Origin of the sequence: Streptomyces sp. NPDC094147, assembly GCF_044764265.1 — a bacterium.
Lineage (GTDB): Bacteria > Actinomycetota > Actinomycetes > Streptomycetales > Streptomycetaceae > Streptomyces.
This window is the reverse complement of the sequence record NZ_JBIWHT010000002.1, coordinates 240,632-263,490: the sequence shown is the minus strand read 5'-3', so window position 1 is coordinate 263,490 and position 22,859 is coordinate 240,632. Positions and strand designations below refer to the sequence as shown.

Sequence of the window (22,859 nt, the reverse complement as noted above, 5' to 3'; positions counted from 1 at the left end):
TTCGGGCTCCCTCAGACCTCGTACGGCTGGACGATGATGAAGTTGCCGGGGGCGCCCCGGAACTGGAGGTTGACGGACTCGCCGCTGTCTCCCGGATAGGCGTTGCGGCGCATCCTGACCTGGCTGGAGACGATCACCTGGGACGCGGCGGACCAGGCGACGATCGCGTCGCTGTCGGCGAACGTGGTCGGGGTGACCGGCAGCACCACCGGGGTGCCGTGGGTCATCACGACGACGGTGCCGGTGCCCTGGAACAGCATGGTGAACAGGGCGCCGCCGGGAATGCCGTGCCCCTCGATGCGACGGACCTCGTACTGGAGGGACTCGTCGAAGGCCAGGACGTTCTCGGAGGAGACGCAGATGCCGTCGCCCTGGAGCTCGATGGGGTGCAGATAGGCGCTGTTCTCGGCGAGGAAGACCTGACCGCGGCCGGTGCAGCGCATCAACTGCATTTCCTGGCCGGTCGCGTTGCCGACGATCCGGCCGGCGAATCCGGCTCCCTTGTAGCCGAAGTCGACCTTGCCCTGGTACATGACCATGCTGCCCTGGCGGGCGAGGACCGGTTGGCCGCCCGCGCCGAGGTCGACGCGGACCAGCTGCTTGTTCTGCGAGGTCCAGCGCCGGCCGGTGGGCAGTTCCTTGTACATCTGGATGGCGCTGTGGAGGCCGCCGCCGGCCTGCGGCATGCCCTGCGGCCGGCCGTAGGGGGCGGGTTGGCCATAGGGCCCCGGCTGACCGTACGGCGCGGGGGTGCCCGGTGGCGGCACCTGACCCGGGATCGGGCCGGGCACCTGGCCGAACTGGGGCTGCTGCGGCGGCTGTCCGTGCGGCTGCGCGTACGGCGTCGGGGCGGGCGGATGCGGGATGGTGCCGGGCGGCAGGTGCATCGGCGCGGCAATGGTCGGCGCGGCGTGGATCTGCTGGCTGGGCGCGGGGGGCGGGGGCGGCGGCGATCCCTGCGGCGGCGCTGCGTAGTGCTGCGGGGTGGCGGGAGCCGGAAAGGAGGGGGCGGGTACGGGCGCCGAGAAGGAAGGGGCGGGCTGTGGGGCCTGCGCCGGAGCCCCGAACTGCGGGGCGGGCGCGGCGACTTGGGGTGGCGGAGCGAAACCGGGGGCCGCGGCCTGCGGCTGTTGCGGCGGCGCCGCGGGCTCCTCTTCCTCCAGGACCTCACCGCCGAAGTTCTTCAGGAGCGCTTCGAGTCCCCCGTCGAACCCCTGGCCGACGGCTGCGAAGCGCCAGACGTCCTTCAGGTAGAAGTCGCCGAGCATGAGGGCCCGTTCGGTGCTGAACTCCGCACCGGTGAAGGAATACCGGACCACTTCCTCGCCACCGGCGACGACCCTGATGTACCCCGGGCCGATCTGCGACATCTGTCCCGCGCCGTCGATGGTCGCGGTGAAGGAGAGCTTGTGGACGCTCGGCGGGACGCGGTCCAGGGTGACGCGGAACGACTCGGTGTCACCGGCCTGGGCGCCGAGGAGCTGGATCGACTCCTCGGGCGACTTCGGCTGGTTGAAGAAGACGAAGTAACGGTCGTCGGACAGCCGCTCGTTCGCGTCGAGGCCGAAGCAGCTGATGTCGAAGGTCAGCCCGGCAGCACCGATCTGCACGCCTACGTACAGATCCGTCCCCGCCGTGAGATCACTGACCTTGGCCTTGTGGCCGCGCTGGAATTCCCTGGCCATGCGTACCGACCGTCCCCCATCCCGAGGTGAATGCGTCGCGCCAGGCTAACGGCTGCCTCGGACAATCGGCCAAGCCGGTACACATTAGGTACAGAACCGCCGAGTCCTACTCGTCTTCTACTCGTCGCGGGCCGCGGGCAGATGCGGAAGGCGGTCGGCGGCCACCACGCCCTCCAGGTAACCGCGGGCCCGCTCGGTGCGCGGATAGGCGTCGAGGAGCTGCCAGAACCGGGGGCCGTGACCGGGCACCAGGAGGTGGGCCAGCTCGTGGACGAGCACATAGTCGACGACGTACTCCGGCATGCCCTGCAGCCGGTGGGAGAGGCGGATACTGCCCTCGGCGGGAGTGCAGGAGCCCCAGCGGGTGTTCTGGTTGGTCACCCAGCGCACCGAGGCGGGGCGGGCCCGGCCGTCGAAGTACTGCTCGGACAAACGCTCGGCGCGCTCGGTGAGTTCCGCATCGCCCAGCATGCGCTTGCTCTCCTGCGCCGCCAGCTTGTCGAGCATCACGCCCACCCAGCGCTGCTCCTCGGCCTCGGACATCCGGGCCGGGATCAGCACGATGGTGCGGTCGCCCTCGCGGTACGCGGAGACCGTTCTGCTGCGCCGGGTGCTGCGGCGGACCTCGACCGCGCTCGTCGCCGAACCGCGTGGCGGCAGGCGGTTCGGGCTGCGCTGCGGGCTTCCGGCACTCTGCAGGGGGTCGGCGGGCACGCCCCGACGTTACCCGCTGTCAGTGGGCGAAGTCCCGCCTCCGGGACGGTTGAGCCATGATCCATCCGCTGGTGTGCAGCATTCGAATGACTAATACCCCTCGCCTGTGGACAACTTTTCACGCCGCTCGGCGGGGCCGTGCATTCTGACCCCATGCCGCACGACGGCCCGCGATCGAGCAGGCCTCAGGAACGTGCGGGCTCGCACGACGACGGGGGTTCGACGATGCATCCGATGCTGAAGCCGGCACTGCGCCGGGCCTGGCGGGACCGGCAGACCGTGCAGTTCGGGATCACGCCCGCGCAGGCGGTGGTCGTCTCGCCGGTGGACCCCGCGACGGGCCATTTCCTGGAGTTGCTCGACGGCGCACAGGGCCTGCCCTTCCTCTACGAGCGGGCGCGCGGTCTGAACATGCCGCCCGCCCAAGTGGACGAGCTGGTCGAGCGGTTGACGGCGGCGGGCGTGGTGGACGATCCGACGGCCGGCGGTCCGGCGGCCGATGCGTTACGGAATCGGACGGGCACGCTGGAGCGACTACGGCCGGATCTGGCTTCCCTCTCCCTGGTCCATCCGGAGCCGGGCGGCGCGACCGGGCGGCTGGCGGCCCGCCGGGCGATGCGGGTCCAGGTGCGGGGCGCCGGGCGGGTCGGCGCGACCATCGCCTCCCTGCTGGCGGGCGCGGGGGTGGGGCAGGTCGATGTCCTCGACGGCGGCGTCGTACGGCCGGGCGATGTGGCGCCGGGCGGACTGCCCGAGCGGGCCGTCGGCGAGCGGCGGGCGATCGCGGCGCGCCACCTGGTGCGGCAGACCACGCCGGGCGGTCCGCCGCGCCAGGGGCAGGACACGGAGCCGGCCGGGCTGTCCCTTGTCGTCGTGGCTCCGCGCGAGGGACTCGATGTGTACGCGCCGAACACGGCGGACGCCGAGGACTGGGTCGGCGCCGGAATCCCCCATCTGTATGCGGGAGTTGTGGAGGCGACGGGGGTGGTGGGGCCGCTGGTCCTGCCGGGCGGCACGGGGTGCGCGGGGTGCCTCTCGCTCGGCCGCGCCGAGCGCGATCCGGGCTGGCCGCGGCTGTTGGCGCAGTGGCGCTCGGGGCGGCAGCGCAGCGCCGTTCCGGCCTGCGACCTGGCGCTCGCGACCGCGGTGGCGGGTCTAGCGGCCGCGCACGCGCTGGCGTTCCTCGACGGCGACCTGCCCGCGAGTACGGGCAGCCGCTGGGAGGCCTCGCTGCCGCAGCTCGACTGGCGGGCCAGGCCGGTCGAGCCGCACCGCGACTGCTTCTGCGGCGCCGTTGGGAACACTCAGGGGGAGCAGGCCTCGGGGGCTGCCGGGCCACAGGACACAATGGCCGGGTATCGCCCGTGAGGGCGCGGCTGTCTGGGATTTGGAGGGGCGCATGTCTGATCTTCCCCGGAAGGCGGTCACCCGGACCGCCAAGCTGGCCGCGCTGCCGCTCGGCTTCGCGGGCCGGGCCACCTGGGGCCTGGGCAAGCGGATCGGCGGGAAGTCGGCGGAACTGGTCGCCCGCGAGCTCCAGCAGCGCACCGCCGAGCAGCTCTTCAAGGTCTTGGGCGAACTCAAGGGCGGTGCGATGAAGTTCGGGCAGGCGCTGTCCGTCTTCGAGTCGGCCCTGCCGGAGGAGGTCGCGGGTCCCTACCGGGCCGCCCTGACCAAGCTCCAGGAGGCGGCGCCACCTATGCCGACCCGCACGGTCCATGCCGTACTGGCGGAGCGGATCGGCGCGGACTGGCGGGAATTGTTCCTGGAGTTCGAAGAGAAGCCGGCGGCCGCCGCCTCGATCGGGCAGGTGCACCGGGCGGTCTGGCACGACGGTCGCGAGGTGGCCGTCAAGGTGCAGTACCCGGGGGCGGGTGAAGCACTGCTGTCGGATCTGACCCAGCTCAGCCGGTTCGCCCGGCTGCTCGGGCCGCTGATTCCGGGGATGGACATCAAGCCGCTCATCTCCGAGCTGCGCGACCGGGTCTCGGAGGAGCTCGACTACGAACTGGAGGCGCGGGCCCAGCGGGAGCACGCGGCGGAGTTCGCGGGCGACACCGATGTGGTGGTGCCCGACGTGGTGCACCAGAGCGACCAGGTTCTGGTGACCGAGTGGATCGACGGGATACCGCTGTCGGAGGTCATCAACGACGGCACTCCCGAACAGCGGGACAGGGCAGGGCAGTTGCTGACCCGGTTCCTGTTCTCGGGCCCGGCGAGGACCGGGCTGCTGCACGCGGATCCGCATCCGGGCAACTTCCGGCTGCTCCCGCCGCAGAAGGAGGGCGGCCCGTGGCGGCTCGGCGTCCTGGACTTCGGCACGGTGGACCGGCTGCCCGGCGGGCTGCCCCGGACCATCGGCGAGTCCCTGCGGATGACGCTGGAGGGCAGGGCCGAGGCGGTGTACGAGCTGCTGCGCGGGGAGGGCTTCGTCAAGGAGTCCATCGACCTCGACCCGGACGCGGTCCTCGACTACCTGCTGCCGATCATCGAGCCGGCGCAGGCCGACGAGTTCACCTTCAGCCGGGGCTGGATGCGCGGTCAGGCGGCCCGGATCGCCGATCCCCGATCCCCCGCGCACCAGCTGGGCAAGCAGCTCAACCTGCCGCCGTCGTATCTGCTGATACACCGCGTGACGCTGTCCACCATCGGGGTGCTGTGCCAGCTGGACGCGACGGTACGGATGCGGGACGAGTTGGAGGAGTGGATGCCCGGGTTCCTGGCGGACGCGGCTCAGGAACAGGAGGCGGCCGAGGAGGCGTGACCGGGGGCAGCTCCGGCCGCTACCACCAGGCGGCGTCGAGCCGGCCCTCGATGGCCCTGATGTTGGCGCGGGCGCAGTCGTCGCAGTAGTAGCGGCCGGTGCCGTTCTCGACCGAGTAGGTCCAGGTCGGCGGTGGGCCCCCGGCAGGGGCCGGGGTCCCGCAGTGAGCGCACACGATGGTTTCGGCCATCGGCCGATTCTGGTCGTCCACCTCGCGACGATACCGCCGCGCCCGGCGCTTTGCCGGGCACAACGCACCGCGGGGGCCGGTCCGTTCGGACCGGCCCCCGCATCTCGTTTCCGTTTTCCCGGTCGTGCCGACCGGCACCGGCCGTCAGTGCATGACGGCCATGGCCAGGGCACGGCGGGCACGCATCGACGCGCGCTCGGCGCGCCGCTGCATGCGCCGGGCGGCGACCAGGCGCAGGGCCTGGCGCTCCGCGTCGGCTTCCTGCCGGAGCTGGTGCATATGCGCACGAGCCAGGGCTTCTGGCATGAGTTGCATTTCGAGGGTCCTGTTCTGACGCGACTCGTTCGCGCCGGTGGTGGTGAAGTCTGGGGTCGCGGAGCCGGTGGGCTCGCTGGCGGACGTCGTCATCGGGGCCTGCTTCTGGGGGTCGTTCGTTCGGGGATGGTCGATGGTGCCGGGGCGGTTCATGCGGCGACCGGGTTCTTGCGCGGACGGCCGCGCGGCCGCTTGCGGGCAACGACAACACCCTGGACGAAGAGCTCGCCGCCCCAGACGCCCCACGGCTCGCGCCGCTCCTTGGCACCCGCGAGGCAGGCGGCCATCAGGGGGCAGGTCTGGCAGAGCGACTTGGCGTACTCGACATCGGCCGGCGACTCGGCGAAGAAGACCTCCGGGTCGAAGGAGCGGCAGGGGACGGGTACGCCGAGGTTCTCGATGGCGTCGTCGAGCGCGGTGAGCGCGGTGAGGGGAGTCAAGGCGGGGTCCTCCGTGAGACCGGGCGGGGGAAGAGTCGGGGCGGGCGGTACGGACGGGGCGTGCGCTTCGAGTTGCACGGTGGTTTCTCTTCCTCGTCTTGTTCGGCTGTGTCGGTCCGGCCGGTCGGCCGGGTTTCGGCTGGCACCGAGGCCCCCTTCGCTCCATCCGTCCCGTTCGGGACAAACAGAAGGGCCGCGGATCCCGGGTGGGGTTCCGCGGCCCTGAAGGCGCCTGCCTGATCTGGATCAGGCTGGATCACTCCAGGGTTCGAGCCCACGGAAGGCCCACATCGTGTGGTGCTGGTACTGCTTCGTCTGCTTCTCGGCTCCGGCACCGGTCGCGGCAAAGGCGTGGGCCTGAGCCCGTCCCTTCGCTACTGCTGCTCCCGGCGCCTCAATCGGCCGCTCATTGCGCTCATCACGCACGGGGAGGCTCGCCAGAGCGGCCGGGATGACGGCGGAGAGGCCGAGCAGACCGGAGACGCCGGTGGACAGACCGGTGCCCTGGAACGAGGAGCCGAGCGTGCAGGTGGCGACGACCGAGCGGTCCGTCACTTTGGTGCTGATGAAGCTGGTGTTGATCTCGATGTAGCTGGCCACTGGTCTCGCCTCCTCTCGGCGTCTCGGGGACTTCGGCCCGGGGGCCTGATCCCATGCGTATTCGGATAAGTACAGCTAAGTACAGCACGGAGACCGGGCTTCGGAGAAGCTCCTGTTTCCGTGGTTAAGAACCTATGGGGATTCCTGGGGCGGGCGCAAACTATTTTTTCGACGAGTTTTCATGAGGTCTCCTCGTCGTCTCCTCCAGGCTCCTCACCTGCGCAGATGGCCAGGACATCGGTGCCGTAGCGGTCCAGCTTGCGGGCGCCGACGCCGGAGATCACCGCGAGCTCGTGGCCGGTGGACGGCACGGCCTCGGCGATCGCCATGAGCGTCTTGTCCGTGAAGACGACGTAGGGCGGCATGCCCTGCCGCTGTGCCTGGTGGGAGCGCCAGTCGCGGAGCCGCTCGTACAGCGCCTCGTCCATGTCCGAGGGGCAGTCCTCGCAGCGCATCAGCTTCATCTCGCCGGCTTCGGTGAGTGTTTTCCCGCACACCCGGCACAGCACCGGGCCCCGGCGGGTGCGCTTGCGGGCGGCCGGCCCGCGTTCGATGCCGTCGGCGCCGGCCGGGGCCGAGCGGGCTCCGCGGCCCGCCGAGCCCGGCCGCAGGCCGTTCAGGAAGCGGCTGGGGCGGCGGGAGGCCCGGCCGCCGGGAGACCGGGAGAGCGACCAGGACAGCGCGAGGTGGAACCGGGCCCGGGTGACGCCGACGTACAGCAGCCGGCGCTCCTCCTCGATCTGCTCGTCCGTCTTGGCGTACGTGATCGGCATCATGCCCTCGGTGAGGCCGACCAGGAACACGGCGTCCCACTCCAGGCCCTTGGCCGCGTGCAGCGAGGCGAGGGTGACGCCCTCGACGGTCGGGGCGTGCTGGGCGGCGGCCCGCTCGTCCAGCTCGGCCACCAGGTCGGAGAGGCTCGCGCCCGGCCTGGCCCGCTCGTAGTCCTCGGCGAGGCGGACCAGGGCGGCGAGCGACTCCCACTTGTCGCGGACCGAGCCCGAACCCGCCGGGGGCGCGGCGGTCCAGCCCTTGGTGCCGAGGACCGCCCGCACCTGGGAGGGCAGGTCCACCGCGTCGTCGAGCAGCGAGTCGTTGCCGCCTGCTCTGGCGGCGCCGCGCAGCGCGATGCCCGCCTCCCTCACCTCGGGGCGCTCGAAGAACCGCTCGGCGCCGCGCAGTTGGTAGGGCACGCCCGCGTCGGCGAGGGCCTGCTCGTAGATCTCGGACTGGGCGTTGATGCGGTAGAGCACGGCGATCTGGCCGGCCGAGACCCCGGAGGCGATCAGGTCGCGGATGCGCCGGGCGACGCCCTCGGCCTCGGCGGGCTCGTCGCCGTACTCCGTGTAGACCGGCTCGGGGCCCGCCTCGCGCTGCGAGACCAGTTCGAGCCGGTGCTCGGCGGCGCGGCCGCTCGCCTGGCCGAGCAGTCCGTTGGCGAGGTGCACCACCTGAGGGGTGGAGCGGTAGTCCCGGACCAGCTTCACCACGGTCGCGCCCGGGTGGCGGGTGCGGAAGTTCAGCAGGTGGTCGGGGGTGGCGCCGGTAAAGGAGTAGATGGTCTGGCTGGCGTCGCCGACCACGCACAGGTTGTCGCGGTCGCCCAGCCACAGCTCCAGGAGGCGCTGCTGGAGGGGGCTGACGTCCTGGTACTCGTCCACCACGAAGTGCTGGTACTGGCGGCGGATCTGGTCCGCGATGTCGTGCCGGTCCTGGAGCACGCCGACCGTCAGGAGCAGCACGTCCTCGAAGTCGATCACCCCACGGTCCTGCTTGAGCTGCTCGTACATCGCATAGATCTGCGCGATCTCGGCCGGGTCGCGGGGCGCGTCCCGGTGCAGTTTGGCGACGGCCGCCGGGTAGTCGGCCGGGACGGTCTGGGTGACCTTCGCCCACTCGATCTCGCCCGTCACATCGCGCAGCTCGTTGCGGTCGAGCCGGACCCGGCAGCGGGCGCCCGCCTCGGCGACCAGTTGAACCTTGCGCTCGACAAGCCGGGGCAGCTCGCCGCCGACCGCCTTGGGCCAGAAGTACTGGAGCTGGCGCAGGGCCGCCGAGTGGAAGGTGCGGGCCTGGACGCCGCCCGCGCCGAGCTGGCGCAGCCGGCCGCGCATCTCGCCGGCCGCGCGATTGGTGAACGTGACGGCCAGCACGCTGGACGGCTGGAGGATCCCGGCGCGCACCCCGTAGGCGATCCGGTGGGTGATCGCGCGGGTCTTGCCGGTGCCGGCGCCGGCCAGCACGCACACCGGCCCGTGCAGGGCCGTCGCGACCTCGCGCTGCTCGGGGTCGAGCCCGTCGAGCACCGCGTCCGCCGTGTCGGGGACCTGCGGGAAGAGAGTGGAGTGCGTTGCTGCTGTCACCCCGCCATGCTGCCAGGTCGGCCGGGACGGATGCGCCGCGTTGTCCACAGGGGGAGCCAGAAGTCGTACTAATGCCGGCCGGACGCCGGGCCGGACGCGGCAACGCCCCGGCCCGAACGGCCGCGATACGGCCCGGCGGCCGTCCGTGGCGATTCGGTCACATGCGGGAATGGCGGTCGGGTCCCGTACGTTCTAGGCGGTGCGGAACCGCATTGGGCGGGGCGCGCACGCCAGTCAGCGATACAGAGGAGCGCGAGAGACATGCCGGGCACTGTGACGATGTACAGCACCACTTGGTGCGGCTACTGCCAGCGGCTGAAGAAGCAGATGGACCGCGAGGGCATCGCGTACACCGAGGTCAACATCGAGCACGACCCGGAGTCGGCGGCGTTCGTGGAGAAGGCCAACGGCGGCAACCAGACGGTGCCGACCGTCCTCTTCCACGACGGCTCCACGCTGACCAACCCGTCGCTCGCGCAGGTCAAGCAGAAGATCGGCGTCTGACACCGGTCGCCCTCAATGTGCCGGAAGGCCCCCGTCCGCATCCCGGACGGGGGCCTTCCGTATGTGCGAGGCCGGGTCAGTGGGTCGGCTTCGGCAGGGGCTTGCCGTACCAGAGCTCGATGAGGCGGGCCGCGATCGAGATGCCGTACGGGGGCAGGACCTCGCCGGATTCGAAGGCGGCGGTCAGGTCCTCGCGGGAGAACCAGCGGGCCTCGTGGATCTCCTCGCCGTCCACGTTGATCTCGGACGAGGTGGCCTTGGCCATGAAGCCGAGCATCAGGCTGGACGGGAAGGGCCAGGGCTGGCTGGCGACGTACTCGACCGGGCCGACCGTGACGCCGGCCTCCTCGAAGACCTCGCGGCGGACCGACTGCTCGATGGATTCGCCGGGCTCCACGAAGCCCGCCAGGGTGGAGAAGCGGCCTTCGGGCCAGTGCACCTGGCGGCCTAGCAGCGCGCGGTCCTGCTCGTCGGTGACCAGCATGATCACCGCGGGGTCGGTGCGCGGGTAGTGCTCGGCCCCGCAGGCCGGGCAGCGGCGGATGTGGCCGGCCGCCGCGATGACGGTGCGCTCTCCGCAGCGGGAGCAGAAGCGGTGCAGGCGCTGCCAGTTCTCCAGGGCGACGGCATGCACCAGCAGGCCCGCGTCGCGGGGAGACAGCAGCAGGCCCGCCTCGCGCAGCCCGGCGGGCCGCGCCGACTGGTCCATGCGGCCGGGCAGGGCGTCCTTCTGGAGGGCGAAGTAGCTGACGCCGTCCTCGTCGGTGCCCAGGAAGTAGCGGTGGGTCTCGGTGACCGGGGCCTCGAAGGCCGGGGTCATGACGATCTCGGTGCGGCCGTCGGAAGCGTCGTCGACCAGGACCTGGCCGCCGGACACCACGAAGACCCGGGTCGTCGGGTGACTCCAGGCGGCCGCCAGCCAGGCCTCGTCGAGGCGGTGGTGGGCCGCGCGGTCGATGCCGCTGCGCTCGGTGAGGCCGATGGGCGTGGCGAGCCCGATCGGCCGGTCCGTGATGGCTTCACTGCTGGTGGTGCTCACAGGTGCTTCCAACTCCCCCGGGTGGATGGTGTGTTCAGCGATGTCTGTCAGCCGGTGGATCAGGCTGTTGTGGCGGCGAGGTCGCTCCACAGGTGGGCCGTGGTCTCGACGCCCTTGAACAGCAGGTCCAGTTCGACCTTCTCGTTGGGCGCGTGCCAGCCGTCGGAGGGGACCGAGATCCCGAGGAACAGGACGGGCGCGGCCAGTACGTCCTGAAGGTCGGCGGCGGGGCCCGAGCCTCCCTCGCGGGTGAAGCGGACCTTCTTGCCGAAGGCCTCGGCCATGGCGCGTACGACGGACTGGAGTGCCGGGTGGCCGAGCGGGGTCAGGCACGGGCGGGTGCCCGCGCTCCAGGTGATCTCGTGCCGGATCCCGGCGGGGATCCGCTCGGCCGCCCAGGCGGTGACGAGCTTCTCGATCCGCTCGGGGTCCTGGCCCGCGACCAGCCGGAACGACAGCTTCACCATCGCCGAGGACGGGATGACCGTCTTGCCGCCGGGGCCCTGGTAGCCGCCGCCGATGCCGTTGACCTCGGCGGTCGGGCGGGCCCAGATCCGCTCAAGGGTGGAGAACCCGGCCTCGCCGAGGGTCGCCCCCGACTTGGCGGTGCGCAGCCATTCGGCCTCGTCGAAGGGCAGCTCGGCGAAGAGCTCGCGCTCGACGTCGGTCAGCTCGGCGATGCCCTCGTAGAAGCCGGGCACGGTGACGTGCTCGTCAGCGTCGTGCAGGGCCGCGACCAGGCGGGCGGCGGCCGTCGCCGGGTTGGGGACCGCGCCGCCGAACGAACCGGAGTGGATGTCCTGGGCGGGTCCGTACAGCCGGATCTCGCACTCGGCGAGGCCGCGCATGCCGGTGCACACGGTGGGGGTGTCCTCGGACCACATGCCGGTGTCGGACACGATCACGGCGTCGGCCGCGAGGCGCTCGGCGTGCTGCTCGACCAGGGCCCGGAAGTGCGGCGAACCCGACTCCTCCTCACCCTCGATCAGGAGCTTCAGGTTGACGGCGGGGGCGGTGCGGCCGGTGGCCGCCAGGTGCGCGCGGACCCCGAGGGTGTGGAAGAACACCTGGCCCTTGTCGTCGGCCGCGCCGCGCCCGTACATCCGGCCGTCGGTGATCACCGGCTCGAACGGGTCGGTGTGCCAGCCGTCCTCGCGGGCCGCGGGCTGCACGTCGTGGTGGCCGTAGACCAGGACGGTGGGCGCGCCCGGCTCGCCCGAGGGCCACTCGGCGTAGACGGCGGGGGCGCCCGGGGTGTCCAGGATCTCGGCGACCGGGAAGCCGGTCTCCCTGAGCTTGGCGGCGAGCCAGTCGGCACTGCGCCGTACGTCGGCGTCGTGGTCGGGCTGGGCCGACACGGACGGGATGCGCAGCCACTCCGCGAGGTCTTCGAGGAAGGCGGCGCGGTGCTGCTCGATGTACGTGCGCACCGTCGCGGTGGCGGTCTGGACGGCGCTGTCCGGGGTCTCGCTCATGTCCTTGAGCCTATCCGGCCGGGGGTGGTGGCTCGTCCTCCGGTCCGCTCCTCGGACTCTCCCCCAGCAGGATCGCCGTCAGCTCGGCGCGGCCCGGCAGCCGAGTCGGACGGACCGTCTCACCTGTGCGTACGTACACGAACGCGGCCCCCACCGCCTCCAGCGGGATGCCCAGTTGCTCGGACCAGGCGACCCGGTAGACCGCCAGCTGGAGGGGGTCGGCGGTGGCCTCCCGGCCGGTCTTCCAGTCCACGATCTCGTACGTCGCCGAGGCGCCGTCGCCCTCCTTGTACACCGCGTCGATCCGGCCCCGGATCACCCGGCCCGCGAGGGTCAGCTGGATGGGGGCCTCGGTGCGGAACGGGGTGCGGGCCGCGTACGGGGTGCGCTCGAAGGCCTCCTTGAGGGCGGCCAGGTCCCGCTCGTCCGCGATGTCGGCCTCGATGTCGTCCGCCCCGGGCAGTTCGTCGGGGCCGAGCATGGGCAGCGGGAGTTCCTCGAAGCGGGACTCCACCCAGGCGTGGAACCGGGTGCCCCGGCGGGCGGCCGGCTGCGGGCGGCGCGGCATGGGGCGGGCCAGGTCCCTGGCGAAGCCGTCGGGGTCGGCGGCCAGCCTCAGCAGCTCGGACGCGGTGAGCGAGGCCGGCAGCGGAACGTCTCGGGTGGTGGCGCGGGCCCGCCGGAGCTCGGTGGTGAGCGCCTCCAGATCGCGGTCCCAGGAGTGCAGGGTGCGGCGGTCCTCGGGGGTCAGGCGGGGGGCGGGGACGGACACCGCAGCGGGGGCATGACCGCGCGCCCCGGTGTCGCTGCCGGGCTCGCTGCGGGCGTGCTCCACCCGGGCCTCGTCGGTCGGAACGGTGGCCGGGCGCTCGGCGGGCAGGAGGTCCCAGTCGTCGGCCGCGTCGGCATGGACGCCGAACTCCTCTTCATCGTCAGGAGGGAACGGCTCGTCCTCATAAGAGGGGTCGTCGTAAGGGGCGTCGTCGTAAGAGGCCGCCTCCTCATAAGAGGGGTCGTCGTAAGGGGCGTCGTCGTAAGAGGCCGCCTCCTCATAAGAGGCGTCATAAGAGGCGTCATAAGAGGCGTCGCCATAGGGCGCCTCCTGGTCGGTGCTATGGGCATGCTCTTCGTACGCGGCCTCCGCCGCCGGGGCCGCCAAGTGAGCCAGGACGCGCTCCGCCGCCGCGCGGCGGCGGGCCAGGGATTCCGGGTCGAGCGGGAGCGGCCAGGCGTAGGTGGTCGCGGACTCGTGGAGGGCCGGGTTCTCGGCGTCCTCGGCCGGTTCGTCCGCCCAGGCCTCGATCTCGCCGTGGCCAGCCGCGCAGTGCCCGTACAGCGCGTGCAGGAAGGCGGAGGGGCCCCGGGGCTTCTTCTGGCTCGGGCCCCACCAGTGGCCCGAGCCGAGCAGCAGGGTGCGGGGACGGGTGAACGTGACGTATCCCAGGCGCAGTTCCTCGGTGTGCTGGTGCTCCTTCATGTCCTCCTTGAAGGACTTGAGGCCCTTCGCGTCCCACTCGCCGACGACGGGCAGCGTCGGGGCGTCGCCGCGCAGGGCGTGCGGGAGGACCTTCGCCTGGGCGGTCCAGGCCTCGCGCGACTGGGTGGAGGGGAACGTTCCGGTGACCAGGCCGGGGACGGCGACGACATCCCACTCCAGCCCCTTGGACTTGTGGGCGGTGAGGACCTTGACCGTGTTCTCGCCGCCGGGCAGCGCGTTGTCCAGGCCCTTCTCGTACTGGGCGGCCGTGCGCAGGAATCCGAGGAAGGCGAGCAGCGAGGCCTCGCCGTCGAGCGCGGCGAAGCCGGCCGCCGTGTCGAGGAACCCGGAGAGCGTCTCGCGGCGGCGGGCGGCCAGCGCGTGCGGGGACGCCGACAGTTCGACTTCGAGGCCGGTGACGGTCAGGACGCGGTGCAGTACGTCCATGAGCGGATCGGCGAGCGAGCGGCGCAGGTCGCGCAGTTCGGCGGCGAGCCGGGCGAAGCGGACGCGGGCCTCGGCGGAGAAGGGGAGCTCGTCGTCCTCGGTGCTTTCGAGGAAGGTGTCCAGGGCGTCGGCCAGCGAGATCACCTCGGCAGGGTCGACCCCTTCGACGGCGTCGGCGAGGCGCTGGTCGGCATCGTCGGAGCCGCCCGGGGTGCGGCGTACGAGGTTGCGGGCGCGGCGGCCGAGCAGCGCCAGGTCGCGGGGGCCGATGCGCCAGCGCGGGCCGGTCAGGATCCGTACGAGGGAGGCGTTGGCGCCCGGGTCCTGGAGGACTTCGCAGACCGCGACGAGGTCGGCGACCTCGGGCAGGTGGAGGAGCCCGGACAGGCCCACGACCTCGACGGGGACGTCCCGGGCCACCAACGCGCCCTGGATCTGCGGGAAGTCGCCCGCCGTACGGCACAGGACGGCGATCTCGCCGGGCGCCTTGCCGGTGCGCACCAGGTGGGCGATCGAGTCGGCGAGCCACTCGATCTCCTGCTCGTGGGTGTCGAGCAGGGCGATGCGGACGCTTCCGTCCCGCTCGGCGCCGGGGGCCGGGCGCAGCGCCTGCACGCCTTCGTGCATCGAACGCAGCGGCGCGGCAAGGGAGTTGGCGAGGTCCAGGAGGCGGCCGCCGCTGCGGCGGTTCTCGGAGAGGGAGTAGCGGGTGGCCGGGCGGCCGTCGGCGTGCGGGAAGTGGCGGGGGAAGTCGTCCAGGTTGGCGACCGAGGCGCCGCGCCAGCCGTAGATGGCCTGGCAGGGGTCGCCCACCGCGGTCACGGCGTGGCCGGTGCCGCCGCCGAAGAGCGCGGCGAGCAGGCGGCGCTGGGCGACGGAGGTGTCCTGGTACTCGTCCAGGAGGACCACCCGGAACTCCTCGCGCAGGATCCGGCCGACCTCGGGGCGGGTGAGGGCGAGCTCGGCGGAGAGCGCGATCTGGTCGCCGAAGTCCAGCAGGTCGCGGCTCTTCTTGGCGGCCCGGTAGCGGGTGGTGAGGTCGAGCAGTTCGAGCCGGGCCCCGGCGGCCTCGGGGACCTTGCGCAGCTCGGCGTTGGTGAGCTTGGCGTGGGCGAGGGTGCGCAGCAGTTCCTGGTCGTACGCGGCCAGCCGTTCGGGGCGTACGAGATGTTCCGCGAGCTCGGCGTCCAGCGCGAGGAGGTCGCTGACCAGGGAGGCGAACGACTTGGTCAGCGCCGGATACGGGCCCGGGGCCTCGCGGAGCACGCGGGCGGCGAGCTGGAAGCGGGTGGCGTCGGCGAGCAGCCGGGACGTGGGCTCCAGGCCTATGCGCAGGCCGTGGTCGGTCAGGAGGCGGCCCGCGAAGGCGTGGTACGTGGAGATGCCGGGCTCGCCCTGCTCCGGCTCCGGGGCGTCCGGGTCCGTGATGCCCGCCCTGATCAGCGCGGTGCGCACGCGGTCGGCGAGCTCGCCCGCGGCCTTGTTGGTGAAGGTCAGGCCCAGGACCTGCTCGGGTGCGACCTGGCCGGTGCCCACCAGCCACACGACCCGGGCCGCCATGACCGTCGTCTTGCCGGAGCCGGCTCCGGCCACGACGACCTGCGGGGCGGGCGGGGCGGTGATGCAGGCCGTCTGCTCCGGGGTGAAGGGGATGCCGAGGAGCTCTTTGAGCTCTTCGGGGTCGCTGAGGTGGGTGGGCACGTCAGGAAGGGTAGTCGGGGGCACTGACAGCGGGGCGGGGCGAAGTCCCCCGGGCCGAAAGCGGAGCCTTCTACTCCACCACCTGCCGCCCCTCCGGCTGGGCCGTGCACGACGCCCGGAACGCGCAGTGGGTGCAGTGGGTGCCGGGGGTCGGGGTGAAGTGCTCGTCCAGGACCCGGCCCGCCGCGGTGGCCAGCAGGTCGCCCACCCACTCGCCCGCCAGCGGCTGCTGCGCCTGGACCTTCGGATGGGCGTCGCCGCCCTCGCGTTTGGGGGCGGGCTGGCGCAGGTGGACGAGTTCGGCGCCGCCGGGGTCGGGGCGGCGGCCCGCGAAGGCCTCGTCCACCGCGCCCTCGCGGACGGCGAGCTGGTAGACGGCGAGCTGCGGGTGGGCGGCGACCTCGGCGGCGGTGGGCGCCTGCTTGCCGGTCTTGAAGTCGACCACGTACGCGCGGCCCTCGACGTCCTGCTCGACCCGGTCCATGGAGCCCCGGATGCGCACCTCGTACTCCCCCGCCTCCAGGGTCACGTCGAAGTCGTGTTCCGTGGCGACCGGGGTGCGCCCGGCGCGGTCCAGGGTGTGCCACTGGAGGAAGCGCTCCAGGGCGGCGCGGGCGTTCTGCTTCTCCTGGACGGACTTCCAGGGCGCGTCGAAGGCGAGCGCGTCCCATACGGAGTCGAGGCGCTCCATCAGGACGGCGAGGTCGGCGGGCGTGCGGCCGGACGCCACCTCGTCGGCGAGGACGTGCACGACGTTGCCGAAGCCCTGGGCGGCGGTGGCGGGCGCGTCCGCCTTCACCTCGCGGCCCAGGAACCACTGGAGCGCGCAGGTGTTGGCGAGCTGGTCGAGGGCGCTGCCGGACAGCACGACCGGGGTGTCGCGGTCCCGCAGCGGAACCTGCGAACGGGTCGGCTCGTACAGGCCCCACCAGCGGTACGGATGCGCCGCGGGGACCAGCGGCCGGTCCTCGTCGTCGGTCAGCGCGGCCAGCCGTGCGAGGCGCTCGGCGGCCGCCTCGCGCAGCGCGTCGGAGGCCTGCGGGTCGACGGTGGTGGCGCGCAGTTCGGCGACGAGCGGGGCGATGGCGAGCGGGCGGCGGGGGCGGCCGGTCGTGTCGCGCGGTTCGACGCCCAGTTCGGTCAGGAAGCGGGACGGCTGATCGCCGTCGTCGGCCGCGGCCTTCACGGCGGTGACGATCAGGCGGTCGCGGGCGCGGGTGGCCGCGACATAGAAGAGGCGTCGTTCCTCGGCGAGGAGCGCGCCCGGGGTGAGCGGTTCGGCGAGGCCGTCGCGGCCGATGCGGTCGGCTTCGAGGAGGGAGCCGCGGCGGCGCAGATCGGGCCAGAGTCCCTCCTGGACGCAGGCGACCACGACCAGGCTCCACTCCAGGCCCTTGGCGCGGTGGGCGGTCATGACGCGTACCGCGTCCGGGCGGGCGGCCCCGCGGGTCAGGGTGTCGGCCGCTATGTCCTGGGCGTCGACCTCTTCGAGGAAGTTGAGCGCGCCCCGGCCACCGGTGCGCTCCTCGGCGCGGGCCGCGGTGTCGAACAGGGCGCACACCGCGTCGAGATCGCGGTCGGCGCTCCGGCCGCCGGCGCCGCCGCGCAGCGCCGCGCGTTCCAGGCGCTGCGGCCAGGGGGTGCCGTTCCACAGCTCCCACAGGGCCTCGGCAGCGGTGCCGCCGCCCGCCAGGAGCTCGCGGGCCTTGCGCAGCAGCGCGGCGAGGCGCTGCGCGCCGCGGGCGTACGAGGGGTCGTGCGCGACGAGCCGTTCGGGCTCGGCCAGGGCGCGGGCGAGCAGCACGTCCGAGGGGGCCGGGAGGCGGGTGCCCGCGGCCCGCTCCTCGTCGCGCAGGGCGCGGGCCAGGCGGCGCAGGTCGGCGGTGTCCATGCCGCCCAGCGGGGAGGTGAGCAGGGTGTGGGCGGTCTCGGGGTCGAGCCAGGCGGGGGGTGCGGCCCGGTCCGCGGAGGGTTCGGCCGGCTCGGTCGACGGCTCGGGCTCGGCCGGGACCGCAGCTGTGCCGGCCAGTGCTGCCGCGCGCAGCGCCACAAGGAGCGGACCCACCGCCGGTTCGTGGCGCAGCGGGGTGTCGGCGCCCGAGGTGTCCAGGGGGATGCCCGCCGCGGTCAGGGCGCGGCGCAGCGCCGGGATGGTGCGGGTGCCCGCCCGGACCAGGACCGCCATCTCCCGCCAGGGGACGCCCTCTTCGAGGTGGGCGCGGCGCAGGAGGTCCGCGATGTTGTCCAGCTCGGTGGAGGCCGTGGGATAGGTGTGGGCCTCCACGCGGCCGCCCGCGCGGGTGGGCGTCAACTCGCGGTGCGCGCGGACCTGTTCGGCGGGCAGGCGCGGCAGCGGCATGCGGCGGGTCAGCAGCCGGGTCGCTTCGAGCAGGGTCTTGCCGGAGCGGCGGGAGGTGGTAAGGACTTCCACCGGCGCCGGGGTCCCGTCCGCGCGGGCGAAGGCGTCGGGGAAGTCGAGGATGCCGTTGATGTCGGCGCCGCGGAAGGTGTAGATCGACTGGTCGGGGTCGCCGAAGGCGACCAGGGTGCCCGAGCCGCCCGCCAGCGCCCGCAGCAGCCGTACCTGTGCCGGGTCGGTGTCCTGGTACTCGTCGACGAACACGGCGTCATAGGAGGGCAGCGCGATGCGTTCGGCGAGGAGCACCGCGCGGTGCACGAGCTCCGCGTAGTCCAGGACGCCCTGGAGGTCGAGGACGTCGAGGTATTCGGCGAGGAACGCCGACGCCGCCGTCCAGTCCGGGCGCCCGGCCCGGCGCGCGAAGTCGGCCAGCGCGTCGGGGCCGAGGCCCAGTTCGCGGCTGCGGGCGAGCACCGCGCGCACCTCGTCGGCGAAGCCGCGCGTGGTCAGGCAGGCGCGCAGTTCGTCGGGCCAGCTCACCTGCGCGAGGCCGGTGCGCTCCAGATCGAGCTGGCCGGCCAGGAGATCGCGTACCGCCACGTCCTGTTCGGGACCGGACAGCAGCCGCAGCGGCTCGCGGAACAGTTCGGCGTCCTGGTGGGCGCGCACGAGCGCGTAGCAGTACGAGTGGAAGGTGGTGGCCTGCGGGCCCTTGGCGCCGGCGCCGAGCCGCAGCGCCATGCGGTCGCGGAGCTCGACCGCGGCCTTGCGGCTGAAGGTGAGGACCAGGATGCGTTCGGGATCCGTACCGGCCGCCACCCGGGCCGCGACCGCCTCGACCAGGGTGGTGGTCTTGCCGGTGCCGGGCCCCGCGAGCACCAGAAGGGGACCCGTCCGGTGGTCAACCACCCTGCGCTGGGGTGCGTCAAGGAGGGGGGGATCCACCGGGTCCGGCGGGGTACGCACCAGTCGGTACGCGCCCGGGGTCGCCCGGCGTACCTGCTGGTACGCCGTACGCCCGGTGGAAGAGGAGGAGCTCACGTGGATCGCCGGTCCTGGTGGGTGTGCTGGTCGTGATGGTGGTTACGAGGTCCGCGCCGCGGGTGCGGGCCCTCGACGGTACGCCGAACCGCACCGGGAACGCAGCGAGTCATCCGTACGGTCCTCAGGCCGCCCCCGGCGGCGCCGGATGCCGGAAGCTGTCACACATGAGCCGCTGCGCCGCCGGGCCCGCCGCCGGAGCCGTCCCAGCGGGCCCGCTTCATGTCGAGCCGCGGCAGATGGCCCTCGGCGGACCGGCCCGCCTCGCGCAGCGGCGTGGCCTCGTCCCGGTAGTGCTCCAGGGCGCGCAGTTCGTGGCCGGGCAGCAGCGCGCCGTCCGCCCGCACCACCCGCCACCACGGCACCGCGCCGCCGTAGAGCGCCATGACCCGGCCGACCTGGCGCGGCCCGCCCTCGCCCAGCCATTCGGCAACGTCCCCGTACGTCATCACCCGACCGGGCGGGATGCGCTCGGCGACGTCCAGCACCCGTTCCGCGTATTCCGGGACCTCGGGGAGCGCTCCGCCCGCCCGGTCCGTATGCTCCTCGCTCATCCGCTCCATCCTGCCGTACGCCACCGACAGCGGCCCCGGGTCCCGTCTCGCGGCGGCAAAGGGGCGCAACTCACACCGCGCGTGCCCGAGCAATGCACCCTGATGCCCCCCGGGGGCGTCTGGTCATGCCACCATCATGCGGGCGGTGACCGGTGATACGAGACAGAGACAAGACGGACGAGACAGCGAAGGAGCGGGGCGTGCAGCCACCCGACGCGGCGGCAAGCAGCACCCCTGGGTCGGGGCGGCGCCCCGCCGCACCCGAAGCCCCCGAGCCGACGGCCGACGCCGGGACCCCCACCACCGACGGCCCCACCGGAACCGGCGCCCAGGACCCCGAGGGCGGCGAGGAGCGGAACGCCCACGAGGGCCGGGACTGCCCCGACGAGCCCAAAGAACCGGACGAGCCCGGCAGCACGCAGCCCAGCAGCACCGACCCCGGTGAGAAGTCCCCCGACGGCCGGTGCGAGGACACCTCCGGATCCGTCGAGCGCGTCTCCGTCGACGAGCCGCTGCTGCCGGCCCGGGTGCACCGCCCCTCGGACCTGCTCCGGCTGCTCACCGGTGTGCTCGCGATCGCCGTCGTACTGGCCGTCGCCGCGTTCGCGCACGGCACCACCTCCGGTCTGGAGGACGACATCACCAAGGGGACCGTCGGCACCCCCGACGTCCTCATCCGCCTCGCCGGGCTGACCTCCAGCATCGCCGTCCTGGTGCTGCCCGTCGCCTTCGCCATCGAGCGGCTGATCAAACGTGACGGGCTGCGGATCGCGGACGGCGTGCTGGCCGCGGTCCTCGCCCACGGCGTCGCCCTCGCCACGGACCTGTGGGTCGCCAAGTCCGCGCCCGGCTCGATCACCCAGGCGCTGACCCGGCAGGCCGCCTCGGGCGCCCTCACCGACCCCGTGCACGGCTATCTCGCCCCCGTCATCGCCTATATGACGGCCGTCGGCATGGCCCGCAGACCGCGGTGGCGGGTGGCGCTGTGGGGCGTGCTGCTGCTCAACTCCTTCGCGGTGCTCGTCGGCGGGCAGACCACGCCGTTCTCGATCGTCGTGACGATCCTGATCGGCTGGACCGTCGCGTACGGCACGCTCTACGCGGTCGGCTCGCCCAATGTGCGGCCCACCGGGCAGACCCTGCTCGCGGGGCTGCGGCACGTCGGCTTCAACCCGGTGACCGCGATGCGCGCCGAGGACGTACCGGACTCGATGGAGCAGGGCGAGCGCGGCCGGCGCTATCTGGTCACGCTGGAGGACGGGCCGCCGCTCGATGTGACGGTGGTCGACCGCGAGCAGCAGGCGCAGGGCTTCTTCTACCGGGTGTGGCGCCGTCTGACGCTGCGTTCCATCACCACCCGCCGCTCCATCCAGTCGCTGAGGCAGGCCCTGGAGCAGGAGGCGCTCCTCGCGTACGCGGCGATCGCGGCCGGGGCGAACGCGCCCAAGCTGATCGCCACCTCCGAGCTCGGCCCGGACGCCGTGATGCTGGTGTACGAGCACACCGGCGGCCGCTCCCTGGACTCCCTGGAGGACAAGGAGATCACCGACGAGTTGCTGCGCGAGACCTGGCGGCAGGTGGAGGCGCTCCAGTCGCGGCGGATCGCGCATCGCAGGCTGGCCGGCGACGCGATCCTGGTGGATCGTTCCGGCAGCGTGATCGTGACCGATCTGCGCGGCGGTGAGATCGCGGCCGGCGACATTGTGCTCCGGATGGACATCGCCCAGCTGCTCACCACGCTCGGCCTGCGGGTCGGCGCCGAACGCTCGGTGGCGTCCGCCCTCGACGTGCTCGGCCCGGACGCGGTCGCCGACAGCCTCCCGCTGCTCCAGCCCATCGCGCTCCCCCGCTCCACCCGCGCGACGCTGCGCAAGCTCGGCCGGGAGCAGGCCCAGCGCGAACGCGAGGCGGTCATCGAGGCCTCGGACGCCGCGAAGGAGGCGAAGGCGGCGGAGGCGGCCGCCGCCAAGGAGGCCGCGGCCCATCCCGAGGCCGTCGCGCCCGCCGACGACCGCAAGGCGGTACGGGCCGGGAAGAAGGCCGAGAAGCTGGCCATCGACGAGGCCCTGGAGCAGGCCCACGAGGACGATCTGCTCACCCAGATCCGCCACCAGGTGCTGCTGATCCGCCCGCAGGCCCCGGTGGAGCCGGTGCGCCTGGAACGCATCAAGGTGAAGACGCTGATCAGTTTCGTGGCCGGGGCCTTCGCCGCGTACTTCCTCCTGGTGCAGCTCACCAACATCAAGTTCGGCGATCTGATCGCGAACGCCCAGTGGGGCTGGGTCGCGGCGGCCGTGCTGTTCTCCGCGCTGTCCTACCCGGCGGCGGCGGCCAGCCTGCTCGGCTTCGTACCCGAGCGGGTGCCGTTCCGGCGGGCGGTCGTCGCACAGGTCGCGGGGTCCTTCGTGAAGCTGGTGGCGCCCGCGGCGGTCGGGGGTGTCGCCCTCAACACGCGGTTCCTCCAGCGCGCGGGGGTGCGTCCGGGGCTCGCGGTGGCGAGCGTCGGCGCGTCGCAGCTGTTCGGGCTCGCCTCGCACATCTCGCTGCTGCTGGTCTTCGGCTATGTGACCGGCACCGAGCAGACCTCGGAGCTGTCGCCGTCCCGGACGGTGATCGCGGGCCTGCTCACCGCGGCCGTGCTGATCCTGGTGGTGACGGCGGTCCCGTTCCTGCGGAAGTTCGTGGTCAGCCGGGTCCGCTCGCTGTTCGCCGGTGTGGTGCCGCGCATGCTCGACGTGCTCCAGCGGCCGCAGAAGCTGCTCACCGGGATCGGCGGCATGCTGCTCCTGACCGGTGTGTTCGTGATGTGTCTGGACGCGTCGATCCGGGCGTTCGGCACCGGCAGTCCGCACACCCTGAGCTATGCGAGCGTCGCGGTGGTCTTCCTGACCGCCAACGCGCTCGGATCCGCCGCGCCGACCCCGGGCGGTGTCGGCGCCGTCGAGCTGGCGCTGTCCACGGCGCTGACCATCGCGGGCATGACGGCCGAGACCGCCACGTCCGCGGTGCTGCTGTACCGGTTGCTCACGTTCTGGTTGCCTGTGCTGCCGGGGTGGCTGTGCTTCAACTACCTCACCAGGAAGGGGCAGTTGTAGCTGCGGGCGGGGGCTGCGGTTCGACTGCGGGCAGCACCGCCCGGAAGGCAGCCGGCACCGTTCCCGGCCCGGCTGGAACACCGCCGGCACCATCGC

At 72.9% G+C, this 22,859-nt stretch carries 16 protein-coding genes; 4 read left to right on the top strand and 12 right to left on the bottom strand.

Annotated elements, in window-relative coordinates; all coding sequences use genetic code 11:
* Positions 1-11 precede the first annotated feature (11 nt).
* Both ACIQ8J_RS06600 and ACIQ8J_RS06595 read right to left on the bottom strand, forming a co-directional pair.
* A complete protein-coding gene (locus ACIQ8J_RS06600; protein WP_403267001.1) occupies positions 12-1,685 on the bottom strand; it encodes a TerD family protein in 1,674 nt (557 codons plus the stop codon).
* 117 nt (positions 1,686-1,802) lie between these two features.
* On the bottom strand, positions 1,803-2,399 hold the full coding sequence (locus ACIQ8J_RS06595; RefSeq protein WP_403267004.1) for a M48 family metallopeptidase: 597 nt from the start codon (positions 2,397-2,399) through the stop codon (positions 1,803-1,805).
* A 225-nt stretch (positions 2,400-2,624) separates the two neighbouring features.
* On the opposite strand from ACIQ8J_RS06595, the gene ACIQ8J_RS06590 reads away from it, so the two are divergent.
* A complete protein-coding gene (locus tag ACIQ8J_RS06590) occupies positions 2,625-3,767 on the top strand; it encodes a ThiF family adenylyltransferase (protein WP_403267007.1) in 1,143 nt (380 codons plus the stop codon).
* Between the two features lie 31 nt (positions 3,768-3,798).
* Positions 3,799-5,163, top strand: a complete 1,365-nt coding sequence (locus tag ACIQ8J_RS06585; RefSeq protein WP_403267010.1) for an ABC1 kinase family protein — start codon at positions 3,799-3,801, stop codon at positions 5,161-5,163.
* 19 nt (positions 5,164-5,182) lie between these two features.
* Here the strand turns inward: ACIQ8J_RS06585 and ACIQ8J_RS06580 are convergent, their stop codons facing one another.
* From ACIQ8J_RS06580 to ACIQ8J_RS06560, 5 genes are all read right to left on the bottom strand, one after another.
* Positions 5,183-5,353: a hypothetical protein gene (locus ACIQ8J_RS06580; RefSeq protein ID WP_403267012.1), complete on the bottom strand. Its 171-nt coding sequence runs from the start codon at positions 5,351-5,353 to the stop codon at positions 5,183-5,185.
* A 144-nt stretch (positions 5,354-5,497) separates the two neighbouring features.
* The gene (locus ACIQ8J_RS06575; RefSeq protein WP_403267015.1) at positions 5,498-5,821 is read right to left on the bottom strand and encodes a hypothetical protein; all 324 of its coding nucleotides are present in this window, start codon (positions 5,819-5,821) and stop codon (positions 5,498-5,500) included.
* Positions 5,818-6,186: a WhiB family transcriptional regulator gene (locus ACIQ8J_RS06570; protein ID WP_053729898.1), complete on the bottom strand. Its 369-nt coding sequence runs from the start codon at positions 6,184-6,186 to the stop codon at positions 5,818-5,820. Before ACIQ8J_RS06570 ends, ACIQ8J_RS06575 begins: the two co-directional genes overlap by 4 nt.
* A 168-nt stretch (positions 6,187-6,354) precedes the next feature.
* Positions 6,355-6,708, bottom strand: a complete 354-nt coding sequence (locus ACIQ8J_RS06565; RefSeq protein ID WP_403267019.1) for a hypothetical protein — start codon at positions 6,706-6,708, stop codon at positions 6,355-6,357.
* Between the two features lie 179 nt (positions 6,709-6,887).
* On the bottom strand, positions 6,888-9,071 hold the full coding sequence (locus ACIQ8J_RS06560; RefSeq protein ID WP_403267021.1) for an ATP-dependent DNA helicase UvrD2: 2,184 nt from the start codon (positions 9,069-9,071) through the stop codon (positions 6,888-6,890).
* A 261-nt stretch (positions 9,072-9,332) separates the two neighbouring features.
* Between ACIQ8J_RS06560 and ACIQ8J_RS06555 the strand changes: the two genes are divergently transcribed.
* Entirely contained in the window at positions 9,333-9,575 is a 243-nt protein-coding gene (locus ACIQ8J_RS06555) for a mycoredoxin (protein WP_366345363.1), read from the top strand.
* A 76-nt stretch (positions 9,576-9,651) separates the two neighbouring features.
* Here ACIQ8J_RS06555 and nudC read toward each other — a convergent pair whose 3' ends face one another.
* The 5 genes from nudC to ACIQ8J_RS06530 all read right to left on the bottom strand — a co-directional run bounded on the left by nudC (position 9,652) and on the right by ACIQ8J_RS06530 (position 19,668).
* Positions 9,652-10,614, bottom strand: a complete 963-nt coding sequence (nudC, locus tag ACIQ8J_RS06550; RefSeq protein WP_403267024.1) for an NAD(+) diphosphatase — start codon at positions 10,612-10,614, stop codon at positions 9,652-9,654.
* Between the two features lie 59 nt (positions 10,615-10,673).
* On the bottom strand, positions 10,674-12,089 hold the full coding sequence (locus ACIQ8J_RS06545) for a dipeptidase (protein ID WP_403267027.1): 1,416 nt from the start codon (positions 12,087-12,089) through the stop codon (positions 10,674-10,676).
* 10 nt (positions 12,090-12,099) lie between these two features.
* Positions 12,100-15,714, bottom strand: a complete 3,615-nt coding sequence (locus ACIQ8J_RS06540) for a UvrD-helicase domain-containing protein (RefSeq protein ID WP_403267030.1) — start codon at positions 15,712-15,714, stop codon at positions 12,100-12,102.
* A 70-nt stretch (positions 15,715-15,784) separates the two neighbouring features.
* On the bottom strand, positions 15,785-19,114 hold the full coding sequence (locus ACIQ8J_RS06535; RefSeq protein ID WP_403267032.1) for an ATP-dependent helicase: 3,330 nt from the start codon (positions 19,112-19,114) through the stop codon (positions 15,785-15,787).
* Positions 19,115-19,275: 161 nt separating this feature from the next.
* Positions 19,276-19,668, bottom strand: coding sequence for an MGMT family protein (locus ACIQ8J_RS06530; RefSeq protein ID WP_403267035.1), 393 nt, complete (start codon positions 19,666-19,668; stop codon positions 19,276-19,278).
* Positions 19,669-19,820: 152 nt separating this feature from the next.
* Between ACIQ8J_RS06530 and ACIQ8J_RS06525 the strand changes: the two genes are divergently transcribed.
* Positions 19,821-22,763 carry a lysylphosphatidylglycerol synthase domain-containing protein gene (locus ACIQ8J_RS06525; protein WP_403267038.1) on the top strand — a complete coding sequence of 981 codons (2,943 nt, stop codon included), beginning with the start codon at positions 19,821-19,823 and terminating at the stop codon, positions 22,761-22,763.
* Positions 22,764-22,859: the final 96 nt, after the last annotated feature.

Bases quoted from the DNA above. Each gene is read 5' to 3' on its own strand.
- ACIQ8J_RS06600 (WP_403267001.1), bottom strand. From the start codon at position 1,685: ATGGCCAGGGAATTCCAGCGCGGCCACAAGGCCAAGGTCAGTGATCTC.
- ACIQ8J_RS06590 (WP_403267007.1), top strand. From the start codon at position 2,625: ATGCATCCGATGCTGAAGCCGGCACTGCGCCGGGCCTGGCGGGACCGG.
- ACIQ8J_RS06585 (WP_403267010.1), top strand. From the start codon at position 3,799: ATGTCTGATCTTCCCCGGAAGGCGGTCACCCGGACCGCCAAGCTGGCC.
- ACIQ8J_RS06580 (WP_403267012.1), bottom strand. From the start codon at position 5,353: ATGGCCGAAACCATCGTGTGCGCTCACTGCGGGACCCCGGCCCCTGCC.
- ACIQ8J_RS06575 (WP_403267015.1), bottom strand. From the start codon at position 5,821: ATGAACCGCCCCGGCACCATCGACCATCCCCGAACGAACGACCCCCAG.
- ACIQ8J_RS06555 (WP_366345363.1), top strand. From the start codon at position 9,333: ATGCCGGGCACTGTGACGATGTACAGCACCACTTGGTGCGGCTACTGC.
- ACIQ8J_RS06545 (WP_403267027.1), bottom strand. From the start codon at position 12,089: ATGAGCGAGACCCCGGACAGCGCCGTCCAGACCGCCACCGCGACGGTG.
- ACIQ8J_RS06530 (WP_403267035.1), bottom strand. From the start codon at position 19,668: ATGAGCGAGGAGCATACGGACCGGGCGGGCGGAGCGCTCCCCGAGGTC.